This is a genomic window from Bradyrhizobium sp. 930_D9_N1_4 (assembly GCF_052076015.1).
Taxonomy (GTDB): domain Bacteria; phylum Pseudomonadota; class Alphaproteobacteria; order Rhizobiales; family Xanthobacteraceae; genus Bradyrhizobium.
In genome coordinates this window covers 4930806-4957019 of record NZ_CP197236.1, presented here as the reverse complement: position 1 = coordinate 4957019, position 26214 = coordinate 4930806, and the positions used below count along the sequence as shown (strand labels likewise).

The following is a 26214-nucleotide window of genomic DNA, read 5'->3' as shown; positions in this document are numbered from 1 at the left end:
GACGGAATTCCATGGCGGGCATCCACGCGCTCGATCGGTTCATCGGCGACGACTATCCGGATTTGGCGACCGACGCGGAGGTTCGTGCGTTCGAGCAGGTCCCTTATGCCGATCGGGTCGCGGCCGAGAGCACCTATGACGCTGTCAGGCTCGGGGCTGCGCGCAATCCGGACGGGGCGGCGATACAGTTTCTGCAAAATGCCGATCCGGCCGACACGCCGCTCGTGGTCACCTATCGCGATCTGATCGCGCGCGTGACGCAGGCCGCCAACATGTTTCACGCGCTCGGCGTCGAGAAGGGCGACGTCGTCAGCTTCATGCTGCCGCTGGTGCCCGACGCTTTCGTGACGCTTCTCGGCGCGGAAGCCGCCGGCATCGCCAATCCCGTCAACCCGTTGCTCGAGCCGCACCAGATCGCGGAGATCCTGGAAGCCGCGAACACGAAGATCCTGGTCGCGCTCGGGCCGATGCCGGGCACCGACATCTGGCAGAAGGTCGAGCAGATCCGCCCGCAGCTGAAGCACCTCAAGGCGATCGTGCAGGTGTTCGGCGGCGGCGATCCGGACAAGGGTATCTTTGCCTTCAACGATCTGATCAAGCAGCAGCCGTCCGACCGGCTTGTCAGCGGGCGCAAGATTTCGGGCAGCGACATCGCCGCCTATTTCCACACCGGCGGCACCACCGGCACGCCAAAGCTGGTGCGGCACACGCATGCCAATCAGGTCTATCAGGCCTGGGCGCTCAATCTGCTGCTGAAGACCAGGCCGGGCTCCAATCTGCTGTTCGGCATGCCGCTGTTTCACGTCGGCGGCTCCCTGACGCAGGTGCTGCTGACGCTGTCGAGCGGCGGATCGCTGGTCGTGCTGTCGCCGAGCGGCTGGCGCAATCCGAATTCGGTGAAGAACATCTGGGGACTGGTCGAACGCTTCAAGCCCGAGGCGCTGTCGAGCGTGCCGACGGTGCTCGCGGCCACACTGGGCGTGCCACCCGGCAATGCCGACATCTCCAGCCTGAAATATGCAGCCGGCGGCGGCTCGGCGATCCCGGTCGCGGTGGGCTCGGCGATCCAGGAGAAGCTCAAGCTGCCGGTCGTCGAGGTCTACGGCATGACCGAGACCTCGAGCGTGCATACGCTCGCCTATCCCTCACGGCCGATCCGGCTCGGCTCGGTCGGCCTGCCCATGCCTTATGCGCGCGTGCGCATCGTGCAACTCGATGCCGACGGCCGCCTGATCCGCGACTGTGCGCCTGATGAAATCGGCGTCGTCATCATGGCCGGGCCGGGCGTGTTCGGCGGCTATCTCAACGACGAGCACAACAAGGGGGCCTTCGTCGACGAGGTCTGGGTCAATTCCGGCGATCTCGGGCGGCTCGACGCGGACGGCTATCTCTGGATTACCGGCCGGGCCAAGGATCTCGTGATCCGTGGCGGCCACAACATCGATCCGGCGCCGATCGAGGAAATCATGTTCCGCCACCCCGCCGTCGGCTTTGCCGCGGTGGTCGGCCAGCCCGACGCTTATGCGGGCGAACTGCCCGTCGGCTATGTGCAGTTGAAGCCGGGCGCGACGATCGAGCCGGGCGAACTCGAATCCTGGGTGCGCGAGCGCACGCCGGAGCGCGCCGCCGTTCCCGTACAGGTCATTCCGATCGATCCGATGCCGGTGACCGGCGTGGGCAAGGTGTTCAAGCCGCAACTGCGCTGGGACGCGGCGCAACGCGTTTTCACCAAGGTGCTGTCGCCGATCATCGCGCGCGGCGTCGACTGCAAGGTGAAGGTCGGCGCGCATGGCAGCCACGGCTCGATTGCCACCGTGACGCTGGCGGGCCTGCCGCCGGGCCAGCGCGAGGTGGTCGCGGGCGAGGTGCACGCGCTGCTTGCACCGTTCGTGATGCGCCACGAGGTGGTGCAGGCTTAGGGAACCCAGCCGGGGTCACGGTGTCACCTCAGCTGGCTTGGGGTGTCGCTTCGCCGCACCGTCAATAAAGCCGTTCAAAAGGCTTATGTGACAGACGTCACATGGGAAGAATTGGCATTCTGCCATGCTACCGAATAGTCTCATGGAATTGCATCCGGGGGGACGCACGTGATTCCGCTTCGGCTATTTGCTTTATTGATATTGGCGATGGGCTTGGCTTGCGGACCGGCACATGCCGACCGGCGGGTTGCGCTCATCATCGGCAATTCCGCCTACAAGAGCGCGCCGAAGCTCGGCAATCCCGTGAACGATGCCACGCTGGTCGGCGGCATGTTCAAGAAGGCCGGCTTCGATTCCGTGGATGTCAGGCTTGATCTCAGCGCCAGCGAGATGCGGCGCATGCTGCGCGAGTTTGCCGCCAGGACGCGCGATGCAGACATGGCGGTGATCTATTATGCCGGCCACGGCATCGAGCTCGACGGGACCAATTATCTCATCCCGACCGATGCCACGCTTGAGACGGACGGCGACGTTCTCGACGAGACCATCCCGGTCGAGCGCGCCTTGTTTGCGGTCGAGCCGGCCAAGCAGCTCCGCCTGATCATCCTCGATGCCTGTCGCGACAATCCCTTCTCGAAGACGATGAAACGCACGCTCGCCTCGCGCGCGATCGGACGCGGCCTGGCGAAGGTCGAGCCGACCAGCCCCAACACCATGATCGCCTTCGCCGCGAAAGCCGGCTCGACCGCATCCGACGGCGATTCTCGCAACAGTCCGTTTGCGGTCGCTCTCGTCGAGCATTTGCCGAAGCCCGGGCTCGATCTGCGCAAGGCCTTCGGCTTCGTGCGCGACGACGTGCTCAAGAGCACGGGCTACAAGCAGGAGCCCTATGTCTACGGTTCGCTCGGTGGCGATGACGTGCCGTTGGTTGCGACCAAGCCGGCCGCGACCGGGCCGCAGGCCAACCCGCAGGATTCGATTCGCAGGGATTACGAGCTCGCGCTGCAGCTTGCCACGCGCGACGGTTGGGAAGCCTTCTTGGCGCAATATCCCGAAGGTTTCTATGCCAATCTGGCCAAGGGCCAGATGAACAAGATCGCCGCTGAAGAGACGCGCGCATCGGCCGAGCAAAAAGCGAACGCCGCCGAGCAGCAGAAGGCGAGACTCATTGCCGAACGCGCCCAGAAGGCCGAGCAGGACAAGGCGGCCGCGGCGGCCAAAGCCGCCGAAGAGGTCCGGATCGCGGCGGAGAAGCAGAAGCAGATCGAGCAGGCTCGGGCCGACGCGGCCGAGCAGCAGCGCAAGGTGGCCGAGGCAGCGGCTGCGAAAGCGCAGGCCGAGAAGCAGGCCGCTGAGAAAGCGAAAGCCGAACTCGCTGCGAAACAGGCCGCCGAGAAGGCGGAGCAGGCTGCCAAACCGGCGGCCGACCGGCAGATCCCCGAGGTCGAGCAAAAAGTTGCAGCTCTTTCGCCCGCACCGGCGTCCACGCTATCGGCGGCTGAGCTCACAAAGTCCGTCCAGAGCGAATTGCGCCGCGTCGGCTGCCTGTCCGGTGCCGCCGACGGCGACTGGAACACCGCCGCGCAGCGTTCGCTGACCCTGTTCAACAAATATGCCGGCACCCAGTTCGACGCGAAGCTCGCCAGCGTCGATGCGCTCGACGCGTTGAAGGCGAAGCCGGGACGCGTTTGCCCGCTGGTGTGCAATTTCGGCTTCAAGGCCGACGGTGATCAGTGCGTCAAGATCACCTGCCGCGCCGGCTATCGCGTCGGCGACGACAACGAGTGCGAGAAGATCCAGGAGAAGAAGCCGGTCGCGACGCGCGAGGACTCCCGGCGGGGGGATACGGAGCGAAAGCGGACCGAAGCCGCGCCATCGGCGCCGCAGGCCTCGGGACAAATGATCTGCAATGCCGCCGGATGCCGGCCGATTGCCAAAGGATGCCGGCTCGGAACGGCCAATCATATTGCCACCCCTACGGTCAGGGTCCCGGCCGAAATATGCAATTGACGCTCGCACATCGCCTTTGGACTTGCTCCCTCGCGCTTGGAGTTCTCTCTTATTTCGTTCTGTGCTGCGGCCCGGCGCTTGCCGACAAGCGCGTCGCGCTCGTGATCGGCAATTCCGCCTACAAGAACACGCTGCAGCTTCCTAATCCCGTGAATGACGCCACGCTGATTGGTGACATGTTCAGGAAGGCGGGCTTCGACGCGGTCGACGTCAAGGTCGACCTGAATGCTTCCGAAATGCGGCGGACGTTGCGTGACTTCGCCGGCAGGGTCCGGGACGCCGACATGGCGGTGATTTACTATGCCGGCCACGGCATCGAGCTCGACGGCAACAACTACCTCATCCCGACCGATGCCATGCTCGAGACCGATGGGGATGTCCTCGACGAGACGGTTGCGCTCGATCGGGCGCTGTTCGCGGTCGAGCCAGCGAAGCGGCTGCGGCTGGTCATTCTCGATGCTTGCCGCGACAATCCATTTGCCAAGACGATGAAGCGCACGGTGGCGTCGCGGGCGATCGGGCGCGGATTGGCCAAGGTCGAGCCGACCAGTCCGAACACGATGATCGCATTCGCGGCCAAGGCGGGATCGACGGCATCTGATGGCAACTCCCGCAACAGTCCCTTCGCGACCGCGCTGGCCGACCATCTTCCCAAGCCCGGTCTTGACCTTCGCAAGGCCTTTGGCTTCGTGCGCGACGACGTGCTGAAGGCGACAGGCAACAAGCAGGAGCCGTTCGTTTACGGTTCGCTGGGCGGCGATGACGTTGCGCTGGTCCCGGCGAAGCCAACCGGCGTGGCAGGGCCGCAGGCGAATCCACAGGACAGCATCCGCCGGGATTACGAGCTTGCGCTTCAGGCCGGCCTGCGTGAGGCTTGGGAAGCATTTCTCCAGGCCTATCCCGACGGCTTTTACGCCAACCTCGCCCGCGTGCAGTTGAAGAAGATTGCGGCCGAAGAGGATCGCATGGCCGCGACGGAGAAGGCGCGGCTCGCTGAGCAGGACAAGGTGAGGCTCGCCGCCGAACGCGCTCAGAAGGCGGAGCTGGAAAAAGCCGCAGCCGTTGCGAAAGTAGCCGAGGACGCCCGGATCGCGGCGGAGAAGCAAAAACAGATCGAGCAGGCGAAGGCCGAGGCGGCCGAACGCGAACGCAAGGCGGCGGAGGCCGCGGCCGCGAAGTCGCTCGCGGAGAAACAGGCGGTCGAGAAGGCGGCGGCTGATGCGAGGGCAAAGCAGGCCGCTGACAAGCAAGCCGCGGAGGCCGAGAGCAGGAAGCTTGCAGCGTTGTCGCCGCCGCCGAGCGCCCCGCCGTCCGCCGATCTCCCCAGATCAGTCCAGCTCGAGCTGCGCCGCGTCGGCTGCATGAAGGTCGAGGCCGGTACGGAGTGGAGCGAGACGGCACAACGCTCGCTGACGCTGTTCAACAAATACGCCGGCACGAAATTCGATGCGAAGCTTGCGAATGCCGATGTGCTCGACGCCCTGAAGGCCAAGCCGGGGCGCGTGTGTCCGTTGGTCTGTGAGCGCGGTTTCAAGGCTGATGGCGATGCCTGTGCGAAGATCACCTGTCGCGCGGGCTACCGCATCAACGAAGACAACGAATGTGAGAAGGTGCAGGACAAGAAGCCGGTCGCCACGCGGGAGGACTCCCAAAAGCGTGATGCCGGGCGAAAACAGATCGAGGCTGCGCCGGCGAAGCCGCAGGCCACCGGGCAGGTCATTTGCACCAGTACCGGTTGTCGCCCGGTCAGATCTGGATGCCGGATCGTCAACAGAATGGCGGGACAGTCCACCGTTGGACAGCAGGAAGAATGTAATTGAAGAGTTTCGCGCGGCCAGGTGTTCCTGATCAGAGCAGCCTGGCCTGACGCGTTCCTCCTGAGTGAGAGCGGACGACACGAGGCTTGCACGCCTCGCCGCAAGCGAGCATCATCCCCAAAAAATTGGGGAAACCGATGTCTCAACTCTCGCGCCGCCGTCATCTTCAACAATTGTCGGGCGTGTTCGGAGCCGCTGCGCTCTCGGGATGGTCGAGGTCTGCATCGGCTGTGGAAGCGGACATCCCGCCAGAAGGCATCGGCAAGGGCATCAAGCACATCTCCTACAGCGACGTCGGCGGCCGGCCCGACACCGTGCAGGTGATGTTCAACCGGCAGCACGTCTATGTCGGGCACATGTTCAGCGACGGCGTGACGATCCTGGACGCCTCCGATCCGCGGGCGCTGAAGCCGGTCAATTTCTTCACCGCAGGGCAATACACCCGCACCCACCATCTCCAGGTGGCGGACGACATGCTGCTGCTTGCGAATGGCGCCAACATCGTCGCGATGCAGTCCTACGACAACATGCGCGGCTATTTCGAGAACACGCTGGCCGACAGCATCACCAAGGCCAAGAAATTCCGCTGCGGCCTCTCGATCCACGACATCTCGAAACCGGGCGAGATGCGCGAGATCGCGTTCCTCGAAATGCCGGGCTTCGGCATCAACCGTCTCTGGTGGCCGGGCGGCCGCTATGCCTATGTGTCGGCGCATTTCGACGGGTTCACCGACCACATCCTTTGCGTGGTCGACCTCAAGACCATCACCAAGCCGGAGATCGTCGCGAAATGGTGGCTGCCGGGCATGAACCGCGCGGCCGGCGAGCCGGCGACGCCGAAGGGCAAGCGCTTTGCGCTCCATCACATGATCACGGCGGGCGATCGCGGCTATGCCGCCTGGCGCGACGGCGGCTTCACCATCCATGACATCAGCGATCCCACCAATCCGAAGCTGCTGTCGCACATCAACTGGTCGCCCCCCTTTGCCGGCGGCACGCATACGCCGCTGCCGTTGCCGAAGCGTCAGCTTGCGATCGTTGCGGACGAAGCCAATGCGGATCAATGCGCGAAGGGCCTGTTCCACACTTTCGTGCTTGACGTGCGCGCGCCGCAAAACCCGGTGCCGATCGCAACCCTGCCGACGCCACGCGACCGCGATTTCTGCGCGAAAGGCACCTTCGGTCCGCATAATCTGCACGAGAACCGCCCGGGCGCATTTCAGAGCGAAGAGACGATCTTTGCGACCTACAACAATGCGGGCGTAAGGGTGTTCGACATCAGGGATGCTTTTGCGCCGAAGGAAATCGCGTACTGGGTACCGCCGGTGCCGAAGAAGCTGATCGACCCGCGCCCCAACGTCGCGGTCGCAGCCAAGACCTGCGACGCCTATGTCCGGCCCGACGGGTTGATGTTCGTTTCCGACTGGAACGCCGGCATGCACGTGCTGCAGTACGAGGGATGAGGGACGCCCAGGTGACGCTGCCGTAGGGTGGGTTAGCTTTGGTCTCTCAGGAGGTTGTCCATCTGGTCTGAACCGAGGAAGCTGAGGTTGCGAAGCTTCAGTATTCCAAGGAAAGACCAGATGAACGTCCACAAGAATGCGCCTTTGACGCCCAAAGGTCGAGAGGCGATGGTGCGCAGCGTCGTCGAGGGCGGGCTGAGCCCAGCCGACGCGGCCCACCAGTTCAACACGACAGCGAAGACCGTTGCCAAATGGGTCAAGCGGTTCCGCGCGGAGGGTGTCGAAGGGTTGCGGGATCGCTCCTCGAGGCCTCTTTCATCGCCAAGCCAAACCCCGCCAGCCACGCGCGCCGCCGTCGAGACGTTGCGCCGGCAGCGCCACACCGGCAAGCAGATCGCAGCCGAGGTTAAGGTGTCGCCGGCCACTGTCAGCCGCATCCTTCGTCACTTGGGATTAAGCCGGATACGCGATCTGGAGCCCGCCGAACCGGTGCGCAGGTACGAACGCGAGCAGCCCGGCGAACTCATCCATATCGACATCAAGAAGCTCGGCAGGTTCGTCAGACCAGGCCACCGCATCACACACGATCGCCAGATGGGCGAAAGCCGTGGCGCCGGCCACGAGTTCGTCCACGTTGCCATCGACGATGCATCGCGCCTGGCCTTCTCCCAGATCCGGCAAGATCAAAAAAAGGAGAGCGCCATCGCCTTCCTCAAGGAGGCCGTCACCTACTACCGCAGCCTCGGCATGAAGGTCACCGGCATCATGACCGACAACGGCTCCTGCTACCGCGCCAAGGCCTTTGCCAGAGCGTGCAGCAAGCTCGGCCTCAAGCACATCTTCACCAGGCCCTACAGACCGCAAACAAACGGCAAGGCCGAGCGCTTCATCCAGACAGTGCTCCGTGAGTGGGCTTATGCTCGGGCCTACGACACCTCAGATCAGCGCGCCAAAAACCTGCCAATCTGGCTTCATCACTACAACTGGCATCGCCCGCACGGCAGTCTGCAAGCCAAACCACCCATCAGCCGCCTCGGCCTACCGATGGACGACCTCCTGAGATTCCACAGTTAGCCGAAGGCGTAACCCACCACTTCCGTCTCCGCGGAGGCTAAAGCGGTGGATTACGCTTCGCTAATCCACCCTACGACACTGCGACCGACGCTAACTCGCCGGCATCGCCGTTTCGATCAGGCGCACCCAGAACGAAGCGCCGTGGCCGAGGATGTTGTCGTTGAAGACGTAGGCCGGGTGGTGGCACGCCGGGCTGTCGCCCATGCCGACCAGCACCATGGCGCCGGGGCGCGCTTCCAGCATGAACGAGAAATCCTCCGCGCCCATCATCGGGATGATGCGGTCGTTGACGCGCTCGGCGCCGACGATGTCGCGGGCCACGTCGGCGGCGACGCCGGCTTCGCGAGCATGATTCAAGGTCACCGGATACATGCGGGAGTACTTCGTCTCCGCCGTGCCGCCATAGGCGCGGGCGACGCTGTCTGCGACCTCGCCGATCCGGCGCTCGACCAGATCGCGCACGTCGGGATCGAGCGTGCGCACGGTGCCGCCGAGCTCGGCGGTCTCGGGGATGATGTTGAAGGCGGTGCCGGCGTGGAATTGGGTGATCGAGATCACCGCCGATTTCAGCGGATCGACATTGCGCGCGACGATCGATTGCAGCGCGTTCACGATCTGCGAGCCGATCAGGACGCTGTCGATCGCCTGGTGCGGGGTGGCGCCGGCATGGCCGCCCTTGCCGCGGACCGTGATCTGGATGTTGTCGGAGGAGGCGAGCAACGGACCCGGGGTGGTGGCGAAATGGCCTTCGGGCAGGCCCGGCATGTTGTGCATGCCGTAGACCTGGTCGATGTTCCAGCGCGTCATCAAGCCGTCCTCGACCATGGCCTTGCCACCGCCGCCACCTTCCTCGGCGGGCTGGAAGATCACGATCGCGGTGCCGTCGAAATTACGCGTCTCGGTGAGATATTTTGCGGCGCCCAGCAGCATCGCGGTGTGACCGTCATGGCCGCAAGCATGCATCTTGCCCGGCACCTTCGAGGCGTAGGCGACGCCCGACGTTTCCATGATCGGCAGCGCGTCCATGTCGGCGCGCAAGCCGATGGTCTTCCCGGAGCCGGACTTGCGGCCGCGGATCACGCCGACCACGCCGGTGCGGCCAATGCCCGTCACCACCTCGTCGCAGCCGAACTCGCGCAGCTTGTCGGCGACGATGCCGGCGGTGCGATGGACTTCGTAGAGCAGCTCCGGGTTCTCGTGGAAGTCATGGCGCCAGGCGGCCATTTCGTCGGAGAGGGCGGCAACGCGGTTGACGATGGGCATGAGTTGGGATCCGTTTTTTCTTCGTAGGGCGGGTCAGCGTAGCGTAACCCGCCGCGTTGCCGGGGACGGAAGGCGGATTACGCTGCGCTAATCCGCCCTACGGAAGTTGTCAGCTCTCGCCGAACACGCGCTTGAAGATCGTGTCGACGTGCTTGAGGTGATAGCCGAGGTCGAACAGTTCCTCGAGTTCGGCATCGTTGAGATACTTCTTCACCTCGGCGTCCTTCTTCAGCAGAACAAGGAAGTCGCCTTCGCCGCGCCAGACCGGCATCGCGTTGCGCTGCACGAGCTTGTAGGAATCCTCGCGGCTCGCGCCCTTCTGCGTCAGCGCCAGCAGCACACGCTGCGAGTGCACGAGGCCGCCGAGGCGGTCGAGATTCTTCTGCATATTGGCGGGATACACCAGCAGCTTGTCGATCATACCGGCCAGGCGCACCAGCGCGAAGTCGAGCGTCACGGTCGCGTCCGGGCCCATCATGCGTTCGGCGGAGGAGTGCGAGATGTCGCGCTCGTGCCAGAGTACGACGTTCTCCAGCGCCGGCGTCACATAGGCGCGCACCATGCGGGACAGGCCGGTGAGGTTTTCGGACAGCACCGGGTTGCGCTTGTGCGGCATCGCGGACGAGCCCTTCTGTCCTTCCGAGAAGAACTCCTCGGCCTCCAGCACTTCGGTGCGCTGCATGTGACGGATTTCCACCGCGATGCGCTCCACCGAGGAGGCGATGACGCCGAGCACCGAGAAATACATTGCGTGGCGATCGCGCGGGATCACCTGGGTCGAGATCGGCTCCGGCACGAGGCCCATCGCCTTGGCGACGTGCGCTTCGACGCGCGGATCGATCTGCGCGAAAGTGCCGACGGCACCGGAGATGGCGCAGGTCGCGACTTCCTTGCGCGCCGCGATCAGGCGCTCCCTGGCGCGCGTGAATTCGGCATAGGCATAAGCGAGCTTGAGGCCGAAGGTGACGGGCTCGGCATGGATGCCGTGGCTGCGGCCGATGGTCGGCGTCATCTTGTGCTCGAAGGCGCGCTTCTTCAGCGCGGCGAGCACCTTATCGAGGTCCGCAAGCAGGAGGTCGGCGGCGCGGGTGAGCTGGACGTTGAGGCAGGTGTCGAGCACGTCGGAGGAGGTCATGCCCTGGTGTACGAAGCGCGCCTCGGGACCGACGATCTCGGCGAGGTGGGTGAGGAAGGCGATGACGTCGTGCTTGGTCTCGCGCTCGATCTCATCGATGCGGGCGACGTCGAAGGTGGCGTCCTTGGCCTTGGCCCAGACGGTTTTGGCGGCTTCCTTGGGGATGGTGCCGAGCTCGGCGAGGGCGTCCGCCGCATGCGCCTCGATCTCGAACCAGATCTTGAACCGGGTCTGCGGCTCCCAGATCGAGGCCATTTCGGGACGAGTATAACGCGGGATCATTGGACGGCTCCAGGAAGGTGGGCGGGCGGCCCCCAAAGGGGATTTGACCTGCCAAATGCTTTTTACGCCGTGATTTAGCAGAGCGGGCGGGGCGAAACAAACAATCCGGGCTGGGAGAGAGCGCGATCGCCGGGCTATCCACCGGACCGGCCGGCCTGGACGGAGGAGGCCCACCCCACAAATATTAACTGTCAATCACGGATCATTGACTGACAGATATTGAAATCTGTCAGCGGGACGTGTATATCCGTTCTGGACGCTCCGATTGGGCGTCCCGCGGCCACCCCCAGAGTTCCGACGTCCGAAACAAATACGGATCGAGGGACGAAATTGAGAGAGGGGACCGCGGACGAATGGAGACTTAAGACAATGACGACCGACATCATCAATCTCACCGGCGCAATTGGGCATTGGCTCAATGTGCTGGTCGCACGCCAGATCGCGGCGCAGGCTGCAAAACTGCCTCATTAAGGCGAGAGCTTTCCGAAACGACCGGTAGGGGCGCTTCGGAAGCAGTTCGATCGCCGGTGAATCCTGAACGGGAACAAGGTGCTGGCATGAATGAAGCCGTTATCCTGACGCCGGAGCGGATCCTCGAAGTTACCGAGGACGTTCTGCGGCGTTTCGGACTTGCCAAGGCCACCGTGGTCGACGTTGCCCGTGCGCTCGATGTGAGCCACGGCAGCGTCTATCGCCATTTCCCGAGCAAGGCCTCGCTGCGCGAGGCCGTCGCCAAACGCTGGCTCGACCGCATCGACGCGCCGCTGCTGGCGATCGCCCAGGAGCAGGGCCCGGCGCCCGACAGGCTCGACCGCTGGCTGCGCACGCTGTTCGCCGCCAAGCGTTCGCGCGTGCTCGACGACCCCGAGATGTTCGAGACTTATCTGACGCTGGCGCGCGAAGCCTGCGCTGCCGTGAAGTGCCACAAGGACACCATGATCGACCAGATCGCGGCGATCCTGGCCGACGGCGTGAAGCAGGGCGTCTTCGACGTGGATGACGTCAAGGTTACCGCGCGCGCGATCTTCGATGCGACTGTCCGCTTCCATCATCCGGCCCATGCCGACGAGTGGAAGGATGCCGATCTGTCCGCGCGCGTCGATGCGACGCTGGCGCTGGTGCTGCGCGGGTTGAAGGCTTAGAGCTTTGCTCTTTCCGTCGTGGCCGGGCTTGTCCCGGCCATCTCCGCGTTGCAGCACTGCACCAAGAACGTGGATGCCCGGGACAAGCCCGGGCATGACGACTGGGAACCAGTTTCGTCCGGCCACGCAGTCTTAAATCCGCGTCAGCCCGCAACTCGCTGCCAGCCGCACCAGCTGCGCGTCGGTGCGTGCGCCGGTCTTGGTCTTGATGAGGTAGTGATAGTTCTGCACCGTCTTCACACTGAGATTGAGATGCGTTGCGATCTGCTCGGTGGTGGCGCCGCCGGCGAACTGCCGTAAAATTTCGATCTCGCGCTCGCCCAGTTGATCCAGCACCGAGCCCGCCGACAGGCTGTCCTCCGCCAGAATATGCGCGATGTCGTCGCTCATGGCGCGCTCGCCGCGGGCGACGCTGCGGATCGCAGTGACGACCGCTAACGGCTCGCTGCTCTTGGTGACGAAGCCGGAGGCGCCGGCGCCGAAGGCGGCCTTCACCAGCACGGCTTCGTTGTGCATGGTGAAGACGAGAATGCGCGCCCGCGGATTGCGCGCGCGGATGTTGCGGATCGCTTCCAGTCCGCTGGCGCCCGGCATCGAGATGTCGAGCACGACGACATCGGGATCATGCGCCTTGAACGCACTGTAGGCGTCCGCCGCGCTGTCGGCTTCCGCCACGACATGCAGATCGCCCTGGCTCTCCAGCACACGCCGGTAGCCTTGCCGCACGATCGGGTGGTCGTCGACCAGCAAGACCGAGATGCCTGTTGCCGCGACCTCGCTCATCGCGGCCTCACGCGGCGAGCGGGATGGTGGCGGCGACGCTGAGGCCGCGATTGGCGGGCAGGATCGACAACGATCCGCCGGCTGCTGCGACACGCTCGCGGATGCCGGTGAGGCCGAAGCCCGCCGACTGCGCCACGCGTGCCGCATCGCCGCCGCCGTCGTCTTCGACGCGGATCAGCAGTGCATCGTCATCGCCCGTGCGTCGCTCGACGCGCAGCGAAATCTCGCGTGCCGCGCCGTGGCGCAATGCGTTGGTCAGGCACTCCTGGGCGACGCGATAGGCGGTGGTGGCGGCCGGGCCGCTGATGTCGGTGAGGTCGCCCCTGAGATCCAGCTGGATCGTCGGCCGTGCCGCGCTCTGCGAGCGCCAGCTATCCACCAGATTCACGAGGCTCGCCTCCAGCCCAAGCTCGTCGGGCAGCGGATTGCGCAGCCGCTTCAGCGCGTCGCGCAGCGAGGCCATCAGATGATGGGTGGCCTGGGAGATCATGCGTGCGTCCTGCGCGATGCCGTTGTCCTTGCTCCCCTTATCCCGGCTCTCCTTCGCGCTCGCCGTTTCGATCGTGTTGGCGAAGGCGAGGATGGCCGAGAGATTCTGGCCGAACTCGTCGTGCAGCTCGCGGGCGAGGGCACGGCGTTCGTCGTCGCGGATCTCGATCAGCCGCCGTGTCAGCGCCGCGCGTTGTTCGGTGGCTTCCTCGAGCCGGCCGCCGAGCTCGCCGACGGCGCTTCCGATCATCGCCAGCTCCATCGAGCGGAAGCGCGGCAGCTTTGTCCGGTAGTGGCCGCGCGCCATGCGCTGAAGCGCGGTGACGATGGTCCGCGCCGGTGCGAGGGCGTGCGCGATGGCAAGCGAGGCCAGGATCGCGATGGCCGCCGCCATCAACAGCGCGACGTCGATCACATTGAGAATGTACTCCCAGGCGAGCGAGATCGCGGCCGCGGCATCCGGTGTCGCGACGACCGTTCCTGCGGCTGCGGCGCGGGGACTGACCGGCCGCACCACTTCGGCGTGGCTGCCGAGGAAGATCGGCACGATCGCGGTGAACCAGCGCGGCGGCACCTTGCCCAGTCCCTCGCTCTGGCCGCAGAGCGGCTTCTCGAAGGCGATGGCCGGCTGGAACTCGACGCAGACGCCGGGCGAGATCAGTTTCATCGTCTCCAGCGTGCGCCACTCCGGAACCGGCAGGAGCTGCTCGCGCGTTCTGCTGCTCCGCAACAAGAACTCGTGCCAGTAGATCGCCTGAAGCGCCTGCGCGACCCGTTGCGCCGAGGCCGCTGTTGCCCGGTCGACGCTGCGATAGGCATCGAACGTGGCCCATACGGTCGCCGCGCCAAGGCACAGCGAAACAATAAGCAGCAGACGGGCGACAAGCTGAAGCACGAGGCGCATGCGATCACCCTCAACGTTTGATAGGGTCAGCCTAACAACGCCGCCGCGCCTTGCCAATTGCGGGGAACGGCAGGAATGCAGCTCGGGCAAATTTCCCAAGCCGGATTGGGCATGGGTCTTTGGACTGGGCGCGGCGGCTTTGATCTAATCGGGTGGAATTTTGCAGGCCGATTCTTGCAGGCCGGGAGCAGTGCAGCATGAGTTCGATGACGATTGGACCGATCGCGCCTGTAACGACCGACCCATCCGAGCGCAGCGCGCTCCTGTTCTGGATGATCTTCACCGGGCTTTCGATCTTCGCCGTCGTGCTGCTGTGGCGGTTCGGCCTGATCCGCCTGATGCTGACCTCGGATCGCACCTACATCTCCAGCATCATCGCGCTGCTTTACGTCCTGACCTGCGGCCATTGCTTCCTGCGCACGCGGGCTATCGCGCGTGAGGGCGCGGCGGCCCAGCGCTGCCGGGCGATGCTCGCGGCGCCCGAAGGCGGCAAGACGCTGGATGCGGGCGCGGCGGCACTGCCGCGCGGGCTGGTGCGGGATCACATCGAAAGCCTGGTGACCAAGGCCGCCGCGCAGGATTATCGCCCTGTCGACCAGACATTGCTGCTGCGCACGCTGGCCGACCGCCTGCGCGGCTCCAACGGGTTCGGCGCGTTCGTCTCGGACACGCTGATGAAGCTCGGTCTGCTCGGCACCATCGTCGGCTTCATCATCATGCTGGCGCCGATCGCGGGGCTGGATGCCGCCGACAAGGTCGCGATGCGCTCCTCGATGGGCTTGATGAGCGACGGCATGGCGGTCGCGATGTACACGACGCTGGCGGGTCTTGTCGGCTCGATCCTGGTCCGCATCCAGTACTACATGCTGGACGCCGCGACCCAGCGGGTGTTCTCGGATGCCGTGGTGCTGACCGAGACCTACGTGACGCCGGTGTTGGAACGTAAAGGCGCTGGAACCGCGCCATGATGGATGACTTTGGTCTCTATCCGCGCGAGGAGCCGTTCGATCCCCTGGGCGTGATGCTGTTCAAGGCGCTCCAGGTGATCGCGTTCCTGTTCTTCCTCGCGCTGCTCGCGGTGTCACCGGACGCGAAGGAAGGCAAGATCGACTCCAAGGCGGAGTTCATCATCACGCTGGACTGGCCGGACAGCCACCCTGATGACCTCGACCTGTTCGTGCAGGATCCCGCCGGCAACATCGCCTGGTACCGCCATCGCGAGGCCGGCTTCCTCACGCTCGACCGCGACGACCGGGGCGGGGCCAACGACTTCATCATGGTCAACGGCAAGAAGATCGCCTCGCCGATCCGCGAGGAAATCGTCACGCTGCGCGGCATCGTCCCCGGCGAATACACGGTGAACGTCTCGCATTTCGTTGCCACGACCGGTGAGCCCGTGATGGCGAATGTGAAGGTGCAGAAACTCAATCCGACTGCGCAGGTGGTCTTCGACAACAAGTTTACGCTCGACCACACCGGTGACGAGAAGACTGCCGTGCGGTTCCGGCTCGATGCTGAGGGTAAGGTCGTCGACGTGAGCCAGCGGCCGAAATCGCTGCTTGAGACGTTTCGCAGCACCTGGCGCAACGGAGCCGATCTCGATCCGAACACCGGCGTGAGCAGTAACGCCAAGAGGGTGCGCCGTGATTAATCTGCAAACGGTCATCTTCACGCTATCGGTCGCCTACGCCGTGATCGGCGCGCTGCTGCTCGTCGTGCTGGTCTATGCGCGGCTGCACTGGTCGTTCAAGGCGGTCGCGGTGGTGGTCACCAGCGCGTTCTACGTCGTCAGCTTCACCGAGATGCGCGGCCTGCTCGGCTGGGCCAGCACCGACCGGCTGCCTGCGACCTTCAAGCTGCTGAAGGCCCGCGTCGTCGAGCCGCATTCGCTGGAGGGCGATCCCGGCTCGATCTATCTCTGGGTCGAGCAGCTCGACGAGGAGAATCGCCCGAGCGGCATCCCGCGCGCCTTTCGTGTGCCCTACAATGACCGGCTGGCCGACAAGACCCATGCCGCAGAGAACGAGATCGCGTTGGGACATCCGCAAGGCGGCCGTGCCGCCGATTTCGGCGGCGGTGACGGCAGCCTGATCGACATGGTGCGGGAATATGTGACGCCCAAGACCATTCTGGAGACGACCGGCGGCGATTCCTCGACCGGCGAATTCCTGGCGCCGCCAGCCGGTGCGCAAGGCGCGTTGTTCACCCCGATTCCGCCGCCCCGGATGCCGCCGAAAGACGAGCAATAGGCTCTTCACCATCGTGACAGCGCAGCGCTGGCAAACCGCGCTCCGCTGGCGCATGTTCTTGACGTCCCTCAATTTGGCCTTATCGGCTCCCAATAAGGTTCGAGGGTGGAGGGTGCGTGCTTCTCGCGGTTTTCTCGGATATTCACGGCAACCGGCAGGCGTTCGAGGCCTGCCTGAAGGTTGCTCGCGCGAAGGGCGCGGAACGGTTCGTCCTGCTCGGTGACTTCGTCGGCTATGGCGCCGATCCGGAATGGGTGGTGGAGACCGCGATGGCTCTGGTCAAGGAGGGCGCTATCGCTGTCCGTGGCAACCATGACGAGGCCGTCAACACCACGACCGAGACCATGAATGCCGAGGCGCAGATCGCGATCGAATGGACGCGCGGACGGCTCGACGTCGCGCAGCGGCGGTTCCTTGCCGATCTGCCGATGCTGGTGGACGAGAAGGAGCGCCTTTACGTCCACTCGGAAGCCTCCAGCCCGCAGCGCTGGCACTATGTCCGCTCGACGGCGGACGCCGCCAAGAGCCTGATCGCGACGCCCGCACACGTCACCTTCTGCGGCCATGTCCATCGCCCCGCGCTGTACTCGATGTCGGTGACGGCGAAGATGACCGGCCTCGTGCCCAAGACCGACGTCTCCGTGCCGCTGCTGCGCGGGCGGCAATGGCTGGCCGTGCTCGGCTCGGTCGGCCAGCCCCGCGACGGCGATCCGTCCGCAGCCTTCGCGCTGTTCGACACCGTGTCATGCCAGATCACTTATTGCCGCGCGCCCTATGACATCGCGACGGCTGCGGGCCGCATCCGCGAGAACGGCCTGCCGCACTGGCTGGCCGACCGGCTGTCGCAGGGGCGCTAGAGGCCGATGCCGCAATCCCTGGTCACATCAGGCGCCGAGATCGACGGCTACACCATCGGCGAATGCGTTCACGCCGGCGGCATGGCGACGCTGTGGACCGTCACTCATCCCGGCATCGACGTGCCGCTGCTGATGAAGATTCCCCGGGTGTCGGAGGGCGAGGACCCCGCCGCGATCGTGTCCTTCGAGATGGAGATGATGATCCTGCCGCGGCTCGCAGGCCCGCACGTGCCCTCGTGTTTCGGCACCGGCGATTTTGCGCACCAGGCCTATGCGGTGATCGAGCGCATTCCCGGCACCACGCTCTACAAGCGGCTGCCGGACTTGCCACTCCCTTACGAGGAGGCGCGGCAGCTCGTTGCCAAAATTGCGACCGCGCTCGCCGATCTGCACCGGCAGAACGTGATCCATCACGATCTCAAGCCGAGCAGCATCATGTTTCGCGAGAGCGGCGAAGCGGTGCTGATCGACTACGGCCTGTCGCATCACAACCATCTGCCTGATCTCCTGCAGGAGGAATTCCGCCTGCCTTACGGCACCGCGCCCTACATGGCGCCGGAGCGGCTGCTGGGCGTTCGCGACGACCCGCGCAGCGATCTGTTTTCGCTCGGCGTGCTGCTGTATTTCTTCACCACCGGCGAGCGTCCGTTCGGCGAGGGCGAGACACTGCGCGCGATGCGGCGCCGGCTCTGGCGCGATCCGCATCCGCCGCGCAAACTGCGTGCGGATTATCCGCCCTGGCTCCAGGAGGTGGTGCTGCGGTGTCTCGAGATCGAGCCGGTGTGGCGCTATCCGACTGCGTCCCAGCTCGCCTTCGATCTCGCCCATCCGGACCAGGTCAAACTCACCGCGCGCTCGGAGCGGCTGAAGCGTGATCCACTCAGCGTGGCGTGGCGACGCCGCTTCAACCAGGGTGTGATGGCGCCGCGCGCGAAATCGGATGTCGCCGCGCAAATCGCCTCCAGCCCGATCCTCGCGGTCGCGCTCGACACGGTGGAAGGTACGGAGGAACTGAACGAGGCGCTGCGCGTGACGACGGAACGCATCCTGGCCACGCTGCCGTCAGCGCGGCTTGCCTGTCTCAATGTGCTGAAGCTCAACCGCATCGCCATCGACAAGACGCTGGACGAGCAGGGGTCCAACAAGCACATCGACCGCCTTGTCGCGCTGGGGCATTGGGCGATGCCCTTGAAGCTCGACGAGAGCCGGCTGTCTGTTCATGTGCTGGAAGCGGTCGATCCCGCCACGGCGTTGCTGGAATTCGCCGAGATGAACTCGGTCGACCATCTCATCATCGGGGCGCGGCAAAATTCGTTCAGGCGGACCTGGCTCGGCAGCGTCTCGGCCAAGGTGGCTGCGGAGGCGACCTGCACCGTCACGGTGGTGCGGCCGCCGCGAATGGCGGCGGCGAAACCAGACGCCGGCGTGGTGTGGGGCTAGCATGATCCGGAAAAGTGCGAAGCGTTTTTCCGAAAAGATCATGCTCAAACAGGAACCCAAAGCGCGATCTCATCGCGCTTTAGAAAAGATCAGGCCGCGTGGGCGGTGTGGACCGAACGCTTGCGGCGGATCGGCCAGGAGAACTGGGGGCCGGGCTCGCCGTGATCCGCGCTGCCGCCGAAGAACTGGATGATCTCGCGGCAGGGCTCGCAGTTGAAGAGGTTACGCGACGCGGATGCCTTGGTCATTTCCTTCAGGCAGTTCGGGCAGTGCGGTTTCATCAGGTCAAAAGTCCGATTCATAGTTTCAATGCCGGCGCGGTGACCGGAATGGATAGTCCAGGTCCGCCGTCTCGGCGCCCGGATCGTCGCGCATCTCGCCTTCGGTGCGTTCGAGCCGTCCGAAGAAATAGTCGAGGCTGGGATGCGGGCGCCGCGGGATGCGGCACCTGCGCTTCGGCTGACGCTTCACAAGGGAGATCTGCATGGCGTCAGATCCGATGGCGACGGAGGCTACGCGCCGAACGTGCCGGGACCTGTACCGGTCCGGCCGACGGGCCAAACACAACAAACCCACAAAAACCAAGCCACAACGCCACGCCAGTCCAAACCAGGGTCGTCGTCATGATGTGCTCCCGCGAAAACAGGCAAGAATCACATGCGGTGATTTGCGCGAATCAGGGAAGCCCGGAGGAGTACGGATCAAGGTTGCAATTTTAGGCATTGCGCGTCGCAACACCGTAAGAGCCGCAGGCTTTTACGTGCGCGACCGCGGCCTCGTGCCAGCGCGTGCGCCTTCGAGGATATCCCTGACGCGCGGTGCGTTTCGAACACAGCGAAACCCGTAGCGGCCGGTGTAGTCGGTATCGGGCGAACGGGTCGATCGCCCTGACGCGAAATTGAGGTGGCCAACGCCACCGCCGATGTCGAGGATTTCGAAGATCGCGTCCATCGCCTTGAACGACGTCTGGCCGATCACCCGCCGGCCCCAGGCCGTTCGCAGGATCAGCGCGCGGCGATCGGTGATCAGATAGAGCGTCTGCAGGTCTTGCAGCAACATCACCAGGGGCGCTGCAACCATCGCAATGCCGACCATCGCGAGTGGTTGGGCCGCTTGGCCGATCCAGTCATTTCTGATGGCGATGACGGTCAGCAACAGCCAGGGGAATCCGATCCACCACAGAAATCGCCACATGAGCATGCGGGCGATGCCGTCGGGCTGGCTCTGCCAGAGGACCTTCTCGCCGTCCTGCAAGGCCTCGCCGCGCAGGCGCCGCAAGCCCGCGGAAAACAGAGTGGCGCGGATTTCATCCATTCCCATTGGTCGCAACGACCACGGGGCCGGTTCGGGCCGCGAATGGCCGTCAGATGGCCTCGCCGCGCGCGGTGGCCGCCGCGTTACGGATCGCGGCGATGTTGGTCTTGTAAGCGTCCTGCGTGCCGCCTTTGAACACGGAGGTGCCGGCGACGAAGGCGTTGGCGCCGGCCGCGGCGAGGGGACCCGCGACATCGGGGCCAACACCGCCGTCGACCTCGATGTCGATGGGACGGCCCGCCGTCATGGCGCGGATGTCGCGGACCTTGGAGATCGCCGAGGGGATGAAGGCCTGGCCGCCGAATCCGGGATTGACCGACATCACCAGCACGAGGTCGACGAGGTCGATGACGTATTCGAGCACGCCGATCGGCGTGCCCGGATTGAGCGAGACCCCGGCCTTCTTGCCGAGCGCGCGGATCGCCTGGAGCGAGCGGTGCAGGTGCGGACCGGCCTCCGCATGCACGGTGATGTGGTCGCAGCCGGCCTTGGCGAAGGCCTCGAGATAGGGGTCGCAAGGCGAGATCATCAGATGCGCGTCGAAGATCTTCTTCGTGTGCGGGCGCATCGCCTTGATGACGTCGGGGCCGTAGGAGATGTTGGGAACGAAGTGCCCGTCCATCACGTCGAGATGAATCCAGTCGGCGCCGGCGGCGTCCACCGCGCGCACCTCCTCGCCGAGCTTCGAGAAGTCCGAGGCCAGGATCGAGGGCGCAATGGCCAGCGGGCGAGGGGTGAAGGCTTGGGTCATGGCGCGGTTTCCCTTAGGTTTCCCTTGGCGGCCGTGAAAGATGGACCCCGCCTAACATGGGCCTCCACGCCGGGCAATGCAGGGGCGGCGTGCTTCCTGTGGGCGGAAATTTCTGCCGCGACCGGCACGAATTGCCGGTGTTCCGGGCTGCGCAAAGCGTTGCCAAGGCGGATTTCATTGAGGTTTTTGCGCTGGCACGACGTTTGCTGACTTCACCGCCAGAACATTGGCTGCGGCGTGCCGCATCGGTTGGAGTTGTGCAATGTTGTTTGCCCTTGGCGCGGTATCGAGTGCACTCGACGCGATCCAGTCGCTGACGAATTCGAAATCGTCCTCGTCGACCCAGAAGACGGGGTCTTCGAAAGGCGCGACCAATCCGTTCGCGATTGATAGCAGCAGCAACTCGACATCAGGCGCAACCTCGTCGGTCAATGCGGGTAGAACTCCGCAAATCTCGCCGGAGACGATGAACGCGCTGTTCGCAGCCCAAAGCCAGTCCTCGGACGGCACGAGCAGCACGGCCAGCTCGACCTCGTCGGGCGCGACCTCCTCGACCTCGACCAGCCGGGACGCGGCGCTCAAGGATCTGTTCTCGCAGATCGATGCAGACGGCGACGGCAGCATCACCAAGTCCGAATTCGAGAACGCGCTCGGCGCCGGCGGCACCAACCTTGCTCAGGCCGACGACGTCTTCTCGAAGATGGATTCGGATTCCGACGGCAGCGTAAGCCTCGATGAGATGTCGAAGGCGCTGAAGAGCGGTCATCACGGCCACCAGGCGCAGGGCGCGGACGGCTCGGGCGATGGCTCGGATTCCTCGTCGCAGTCGAGCGGCGGCTCGACCTCGTCCACGACGACCGCGGCCGACGGCTCGACCACCACCACCGTCACCTATGCCGACGGCTTCAAGATGTCGACGACGGTCCCGGGCGCGTCGAGCTCCTCAAATGCGAACGCTCGCGGCAATTCGGCCTATGATCTGTTCGCGCAATTGATGCAGCGGCAGGGCGGGCAGGGGCAGGGCGCCTCAGCGAGTGCCGGCTCGTCCATGTCGATGAGCGTGTGAGCGAGAAGTCCTCTCCGCAAATGACGCCGTCATGCTCCGCGAAAGCGGGGCATCCAGTACGCCGCGGCCTCCCGATTCAATCACCGCAGCCTCTTGGATACTGGATCGCCCGGTCTTCGCCGGGCGGTGACAGCTGTGTTTTGATGGGCGTCCGACTACCCGCCAAACCGGTCCTTCCACGCCGGCATCCCACCGGGGAACGGCAGCGCCGTCGCGCTGTAAATGCCGCGGGCGATCGCGCGCGCGACCACGTTGGCGGCGACCGTGCCGAGTTCGGTGAGGCCCACCAGCGGCTCGATCGGCTTCTCGCAGGTCGCGGCCGCAAACAGCACGTCGCCGTCGGTCGGTGCGTGCACCGGATAGATGGCGCGGGCAAAACCGGTGTGCGCGATCATCGCAAGCCGTTTAGCTTGCGCTTTGGTCAAATTGGCATCGGTGACGACGACGCCGATCGTGGTGTTCTCGCGCGCGCTCGCGGCGGGGCCGCCCTTGATCCGCATCGCCAGCATCTCCGGCGTGAATTTGGGCGGCAGGCCACGGCCGCCAAACTCGCCGTTCTCTTCGAACGGCGCGGCCCAGAACCACGGGCCGTCGCCGACGGTGGCGCTGCCGACCGCATTGACGACGATGATTGCCGCGACCTTGATGCCATTGGCGAGGACCGCTGAAGCCGAGCCGAGGCCGCCCTTGAAGGTTGCGGTGGTGGCACCAAGGCCCGCGCCCACGCTGCCCAATGCGAAGTCGTGGCCGGCGGCCACGGCCGCTTCGTAACCGAGATCGCGATAGGGCGCGAACCGCCCCCAGGCCTTGTCGCCGCCATTGAGCAGATCGAACATGATCGCGCCCGGAACGAGCGGGATCACCGCCTCGCGAATCCGAAGGCCGCGGCCTTGCTCGGCGAGCCAGGCCTGGACGCCGCCGCCGGTCTCGATCCCGAAGGCCGAACCGCCCGACAGCGCGATCGCATCGACCCGTTCTTGCGTGCTGGCCAGATCGAGCAGTGCGTCTTCGCGCGTGCCGGGGCCGCCGCCGCGAACGTCGATGGCCGCAACCGCAGGGGTATCGAAGATGATCGCGGTCGCGCCGGAGGCGGCTTTGGCATCCTCGGCATGACCGACGCGGACACCGGCGATATCGGTGAGCAGATTTTTCAAGGCCGGCACTCCATGCGCTTCAGGCGTCTGCGATAGCGCACCGATGCCGCAGGCTCAACTCGCAAGCGCCGTCCTGAGCATCTTGGCGAGCTCCGATTTGCGGTAGGGTTTTGCGAGCAGCAGCACGCCGGAATCGAGCCGGCCGTGATGGACGATGGCATTCTCGGTGTAGCCCGAGGTGAACAGCGTCTTCAACTCGGGACGCCGCCGCGCCGCTTCGTCGGCGAGCTGGCGGCCGTTCATATTGCCCGGCATGATGATGTCGGTGAACAGCAGGTCGATCCCCTTGTCGGCATCGATGATGGCGAGGGCATCCGCCGCGTTGGCGGCTTCGAGTGCGGCATAGCCGAGGCTCTTGATCTGGGTCACGACATATTGCCGCACCAGCGCGTCGTCCTCGACGATCAGGATCTTCTCGCTGCCGCCGGTGATGGGCACGTTCTGGAGCGCCTCGAACTCGGTCTCCTGCACGCCGCTGGATCGCGGCAGGTAGATCTTCACGCTCGTGCCGTGGCCTTCCTCGCTGTAGATCTTGATGTGTCCGCCGGACTGCTTGACGAAGCCGAACACCATGCTCAAGCCCAGCCCGGTGCCCTTGCCGACCTCCTTGGTGGTGAAGAAGGGATCGAACACGCGTTCGATCAGGTCCGGCGGGATGCCGGTGCCGGTGTCGCTGACCGCGATCATCACGTAGCTGCCCGCGACGACGTCGGGATTCATGCTGGCGTAGCCGTCGTCGAGGAAGATATTGCGGGTCTCCAGCACCAGCGTGCCGCCGTCGGGCATGGCGTCGCGCGCGTTCAGCGCGAGATTGAGGATCGCAGTGGAGAGCTGACCCGGGTCGACCAGGGCAGGCCAGGCATCCTCGGTGAGCTGCGGCATGATGGTGATCTGCTCGCCGAGGGTCGGATGCAGCAGCTTGGCGGCTTCGAGCGTCAATGCGTTGACGTCGATCTCGCGCGGCTGGAGCGGCTGCTTGCGGGCAAAGGCAAGCAGGTGTTTTGTCAGTTGCGCACCGCGCTCGGCGGCATCGTCGATCAGCTTGGTGATGGCGGCAAGCTCGGGACGGTCGGCCACCGCATCCGACAGAATGCCGATCGTGCCGGTGATGACGGTGAGCACGTTGTTGAAGTCGTGGGCGACGCCGCCGGTGAGCTGACCGATGGAGTCCATCTTCTGGACCTGCCTGAGCTGGGCCTCGGCGGCCTGCTTCTCGGTGAGGTCGCGGCCGATGAAGAAATGGCGCTTCACCGGATCAGACCAGGTGCCCATCCAGTTCAGCGTCACCTCGTGACCGTCGTAGTGATAATAGCGCGCCTCGAAGCTGCGCTTGACCGCGCCGCGCCGCGCCGCGCGCATCTCGCTCCTGGTCCTGTCGAGGTCATCCGGATGAATGAACTCGGTCGCGCTGTGCCCGATCATGTCCTCCGGACTGAATCCGAGGATGTCCTTCACGCTCGGGCTGATCTGGATGAAATTGCCGAAACCGTCGGTGACCAGGATCAGATCCTGTGAGGTCTCGAAGATGCGCTGGCGCTCCTCGATCTCGCGGTTGAGAGCGGACTCCGCCCGCTTCCGCTCGGTGATGTCGCGGACAACCTTGGAGGCCCCGATGATGTTGCCGTCGCGCGATCGCAGCGGAACCTGGCTCAGCACCACGTCGATGGGCTGGCCGCTCTTGTGCAGCCGGATGGTCTCGTGCAGGTCGATCACCTCGCCATTGCGGGTGCGGGCCAGCATCTCGGCGACTTCCTCGCGCTGTGCCTCCGACATGATGATGTCGACCTGACGGCCGACCGCTTCTTCGGCGGAATAGCCGAAGACGCGCTCGGCCGCATGGTTCCAGGACGTGATCGTGCCGTCGAGCGACTTGGTGATGATGGCGTCGTTGGAGGACTCCACGACGGCGCTGAACAGCCGTTCGCGCTCGGCGTAGTAGTTTCGCTCGGTGCTCGACTGTCGCTGCAGCGCGCCGACCATGCCTGCGGTGTTGGCCTGGAGCCGCACGTTCTCGATCAGCAGCACCGCGAGCACGAAGCTCGACGCACCGAGGCCGTAGAGCCGGCCGGCATAGAATCCGAGATCGAAGCGCGCGACGTTGACGATCGCCGACAGCGCGATGTCGAACAGCCAGGCGCACATCGTGACCATGAGCCAGACGTCGATCACCGTGTGCGGTTTGCGAAACCACAGCGTGACCAGCGCGGCGAAACTCAGGGACCACACGAACGACACCACGCCGATCATGGTGGTGGTGTAGTGGCCATCCTTGAGCAGAACGGGGAGCAGGTCGTGCTGCGCGGTCACCAGCCAGGTGAAGACCGTCATCACCACCAGCGCTCCGGCGACGGCGAGCGTGATCGCGGGCGCCGTCGGGCCCGTAACCCGGTTGCCGCCGTTGCCGTCCTTCTGGAAGGCATAGGTCAGCACGAACAGCGGGAAACCGGCGTGCCAGATCATATAGAGCCAGACTGTCGTCTGCGAACTCGCACCCAGCAGCCCCGTCGGGGCGAACAGTCCGGGGAAGGTGAGGGCGTGGGTCACCGCGGCGGCTGCCGTGAACAGGTAGCCGGTCGACAGCAGCAGGATAGCGCGGCTGCGCAGCACGGCGAACTGTGACAGCAGCAGAACGGCAGTGATGATGTCGCTGACCGCGAGCGCCGACTGGTAGCTCGCCACGAAGGCCGGCACGTGTGGGAGCGGCATGCCTGCAAACGGCACGGCCAGCGCGAACAGGATCGCGGAAATGCCGACGATCGCCAGGGCCGACGTGCGGTCGCTCCGCGTTGCCGGCAAGGTCGACAGGAATGTGCTTCGGTCGTTGGGGGCTAGCACTTTGGTCTCTCGTAAGCCGGCATGGTGATCTCGCTCGTCAGTCTTTTCCAGCCCAGACTGCCGCTCCCTCAATGGTAGCCGGCTCTGGGCGCCTATCGTGACAAAAAGCGCTTGCGACTCAACCGAGGGTTACAGCTTACTTAACTTGGAGGGGGACGCGGAATAGGTAACTGGTAAGAGGTGCTTTACTGGCACGGACTCATACTGCCTTGCCGCCCTTTTGCGGTGAATTGAACCAATTAATGATACGGATCCGGGAGTTGTTCC

The 26214-nt window shown here is 64.8% G+C and carries 23 protein-coding genes; 12 read left to right on the top strand and 11 right to left on the bottom strand.

What is annotated here, in order from left to right; translation table 11 throughout:
• The first annotated feature begins 11 nt into the window (after positions 1–11).
• The 5 genes from AB7532_RS23630 to AB7532_RS23610 all read left to right on the top strand — a co-directional run bounded on the left by AB7532_RS23630 (position 12) and on the right by AB7532_RS23610 (position 8283).
• Complete coding sequence (locus tag AB7532_RS23630; RefSeq protein ID WP_441237096.1) at positions 12–1919, top strand: acyl-CoA synthetase; 1908 nt, start codon at positions 12–14, stop codon at positions 1917–1919.
• A gap of 207 nt (positions 1920–2126) precedes the next feature.
• On the top strand, positions 2127–3929 hold the full coding sequence (locus AB7532_RS23625; protein ID WP_441237095.1) for a caspase family protein: 1803 nt from the start codon (positions 2127–2129) through the stop codon (positions 3927–3929).
• A complete protein-coding gene (locus AB7532_RS23620) occupies positions 3920–5749 on the top strand; it encodes a caspase family protein (RefSeq protein WP_441239343.1) in 1830 nt (609 codons plus the stop codon). The genes AB7532_RS23625 and AB7532_RS23620 overlap by 10 nt, the downstream gene beginning before the upstream one ends.
• A gap of 134 nt (positions 5750–5883) precedes the next feature.
• A complete protein-coding gene (locus AB7532_RS23615) occupies positions 5884–7209 on the top strand; it encodes an LVIVD repeat-containing protein (RefSeq protein WP_441237094.1) in 1326 nt (441 codons plus the stop codon).
• A 120-nt stretch (positions 7210–7329) separates the two neighbouring features.
• Positions 7330–8283, top strand: a complete 954-nt coding sequence (locus tag AB7532_RS23610; protein WP_441232939.1) for an IS481 family transposase — start codon at positions 7330–7332, stop codon at positions 8281–8283.
• Positions 8284–8373: 90 nt separating this feature from the next.
• Here the strand turns inward: AB7532_RS23610 and AB7532_RS23605 are convergent, their stop codons facing one another.
• Both AB7532_RS23605 and purB read right to left on the bottom strand, forming a co-directional pair.
• The gene (locus AB7532_RS23605; RefSeq protein WP_441237093.1) at positions 8374–9546 is read right to left on the bottom strand and encodes a M20 aminoacylase family protein; all 1173 of its coding nucleotides are present in this window, start codon (positions 9544–9546) and stop codon (positions 8374–8376) included.
• 109 nt (positions 9547–9655) lie between these two features.
• Positions 9656–10963, bottom strand: coding sequence for an adenylosuccinate lyase (gene purB / locus AB7532_RS23600; protein WP_441237092.1), 1308 nt, complete (start codon positions 10961–10963; stop codon positions 9656–9658).
• A gap of 557 nt (positions 10964–11520) precedes the next feature.
• Between purB and AB7532_RS23595 the strand changes: the two genes are divergently transcribed.
• The gene (locus AB7532_RS23595) at positions 11521–12105 is read left to right on the top strand and encodes a TetR family transcriptional regulator (RefSeq protein WP_441237091.1); all 585 of its coding nucleotides are present in this window, start codon (positions 11521–11523) and stop codon (positions 12103–12105) included.
• Between the two features lie 132 nt (positions 12106–12237).
• On the opposite strand, the gene AB7532_RS23590 is transcribed toward AB7532_RS23595, so the two are convergent.
• Entirely contained in the window at positions 12238–12888 is a 651-nt protein-coding gene (locus AB7532_RS23590; RefSeq protein ID WP_441237090.1) for a response regulator, read from the bottom strand.
• A 7-nt stretch (positions 12889–12895) separates the two neighbouring features.
• Entirely contained in the window at positions 12896–14281 is a 1386-nt protein-coding gene (locus AB7532_RS23585) for a sensor histidine kinase (RefSeq protein ID WP_441237089.1), read from the bottom strand.
• 197 nt (positions 14282–14478) lie between these two features.
• Here AB7532_RS23585 and AB7532_RS23580 point away from each other — a divergent pair, with 197 nt between their 5' ends.
• The 5 genes from AB7532_RS23580 to AB7532_RS23560 all read left to right on the top strand — a co-directional run bounded on the left by AB7532_RS23580 (position 14479) and on the right by AB7532_RS23560 (position 18827).
• Positions 14479–15249 (top strand): MotA/TolQ/ExbB proton channel family protein, encoded by a 771-nt coding sequence (locus AB7532_RS23580; RefSeq protein ID WP_441237088.1) that lies wholly within the window; start codon positions 14479–14481, stop codon positions 15247–15249.
• Positions 15246–15932: a hypothetical protein gene (locus AB7532_RS23575; protein ID WP_441237087.1), complete on the top strand. Its 687-nt coding sequence runs from the start codon at positions 15246–15248 to the stop codon at positions 15930–15932. The genes AB7532_RS23580 and AB7532_RS23575 overlap by 4 nt, the downstream gene beginning before the upstream one ends.
• Entirely contained in the window at positions 15925–16530 is a 606-nt protein-coding gene (locus tag AB7532_RS23570; protein ID WP_441237086.1) for a hypothetical protein, read from the top strand. The genes AB7532_RS23575 and AB7532_RS23570 overlap by 8 nt, the downstream gene beginning before the upstream one ends.
• A 116-nt stretch (positions 16531–16646) precedes the next feature.
• Positions 16647–17387, top strand: a complete 741-nt coding sequence (locus AB7532_RS23565; protein ID WP_441237085.1) for a metallophosphoesterase family protein — start codon at positions 16647–16649, stop codon at positions 17385–17387.
• 6 nt (positions 17388–17393) lie between these two features.
• Positions 17394–18827, top strand: a complete 1434-nt coding sequence (locus tag AB7532_RS23560) for a protein kinase domain-containing protein (RefSeq protein WP_441237084.1) — start codon at positions 17394–17396, stop codon at positions 18825–18827.
• Between the two features lie 89 nt (positions 18828–18916).
• Here AB7532_RS23560 and AB7532_RS23555 read toward each other — a convergent pair whose 3' ends face one another.
• From AB7532_RS23555 to AB7532_RS23535, 5 genes are all read right to left on the bottom strand, one after another.
• The gene (locus tag AB7532_RS23555) at positions 18917–19108 is read right to left on the bottom strand and encodes a hypothetical protein (RefSeq protein WP_007602380.1); all 192 of its coding nucleotides are present in this window, start codon (positions 19106–19108) and stop codon (positions 18917–18919) included.
• 25 nt (positions 19109–19133) lie between these two features.
• Positions 19134–19313 (bottom strand): hypothetical protein, encoded by a 180-nt coding sequence (locus AB7532_RS23550; protein ID WP_441237083.1) that lies wholly within the window; start codon positions 19311–19313, stop codon positions 19134–19136.
• 270 nt (positions 19314–19583) lie between these two features.
• Positions 19584–20141 carry a hypothetical protein gene (locus AB7532_RS23545; protein WP_441237082.1) on the bottom strand — a complete coding sequence of 186 codons (558 nt, stop codon included), beginning with the start codon at positions 20139–20141 and terminating at the stop codon, positions 19584–19586.
• A gap of 49 nt (positions 20142–20190) precedes the next feature.
• Positions 20191–20892: a ribulose-phosphate 3-epimerase gene (rpe, locus tag AB7532_RS23540; RefSeq protein WP_441237081.1), complete on the bottom strand. Its 702-nt coding sequence runs from the start codon at positions 20890–20892 to the stop codon at positions 20191–20193.
• 174 nt (positions 20893–21066) lie between these two features.
• A complete protein-coding gene (locus AB7532_RS23535; RefSeq protein ID WP_441239426.1) occupies positions 21067–21324 on the bottom strand; it encodes a hypothetical protein in 258 nt (85 codons plus the stop codon).
• Here AB7532_RS23535 and AB7532_RS23530 point away from each other — a divergent pair.
• A complete protein-coding gene (locus AB7532_RS23530; protein ID WP_441239342.1) occupies positions 21206–21958 on the top strand; it encodes an EF-hand domain-containing protein in 753 nt (250 codons plus the stop codon). The genes AB7532_RS23535 and AB7532_RS23530 overlap by 119 nt on opposite strands.
• Positions 21959–22113: 155 nt before the next feature.
• On the opposite strand, the gene AB7532_RS23525 is transcribed toward AB7532_RS23530, so the two are convergent.
• Both AB7532_RS23525 and AB7532_RS23520 read right to left on the bottom strand, forming a co-directional pair.
• The gene (locus tag AB7532_RS23525) at positions 22114–23112 is read right to left on the bottom strand and encodes a P1 family peptidase (RefSeq protein ID WP_441237080.1); all 999 of its coding nucleotides are present in this window, start codon (positions 23110–23112) and stop codon (positions 22114–22116) included.
• A gap of 54 nt (positions 23113–23166) precedes the next feature.
• Positions 23167–25947, bottom strand: coding sequence for a PAS domain S-box protein (locus AB7532_RS23520; protein ID WP_441237079.1), 2781 nt, complete (start codon positions 25945–25947; stop codon positions 23167–23169).
• Positions 25948–26214 lie beyond the last annotated feature (267 nt).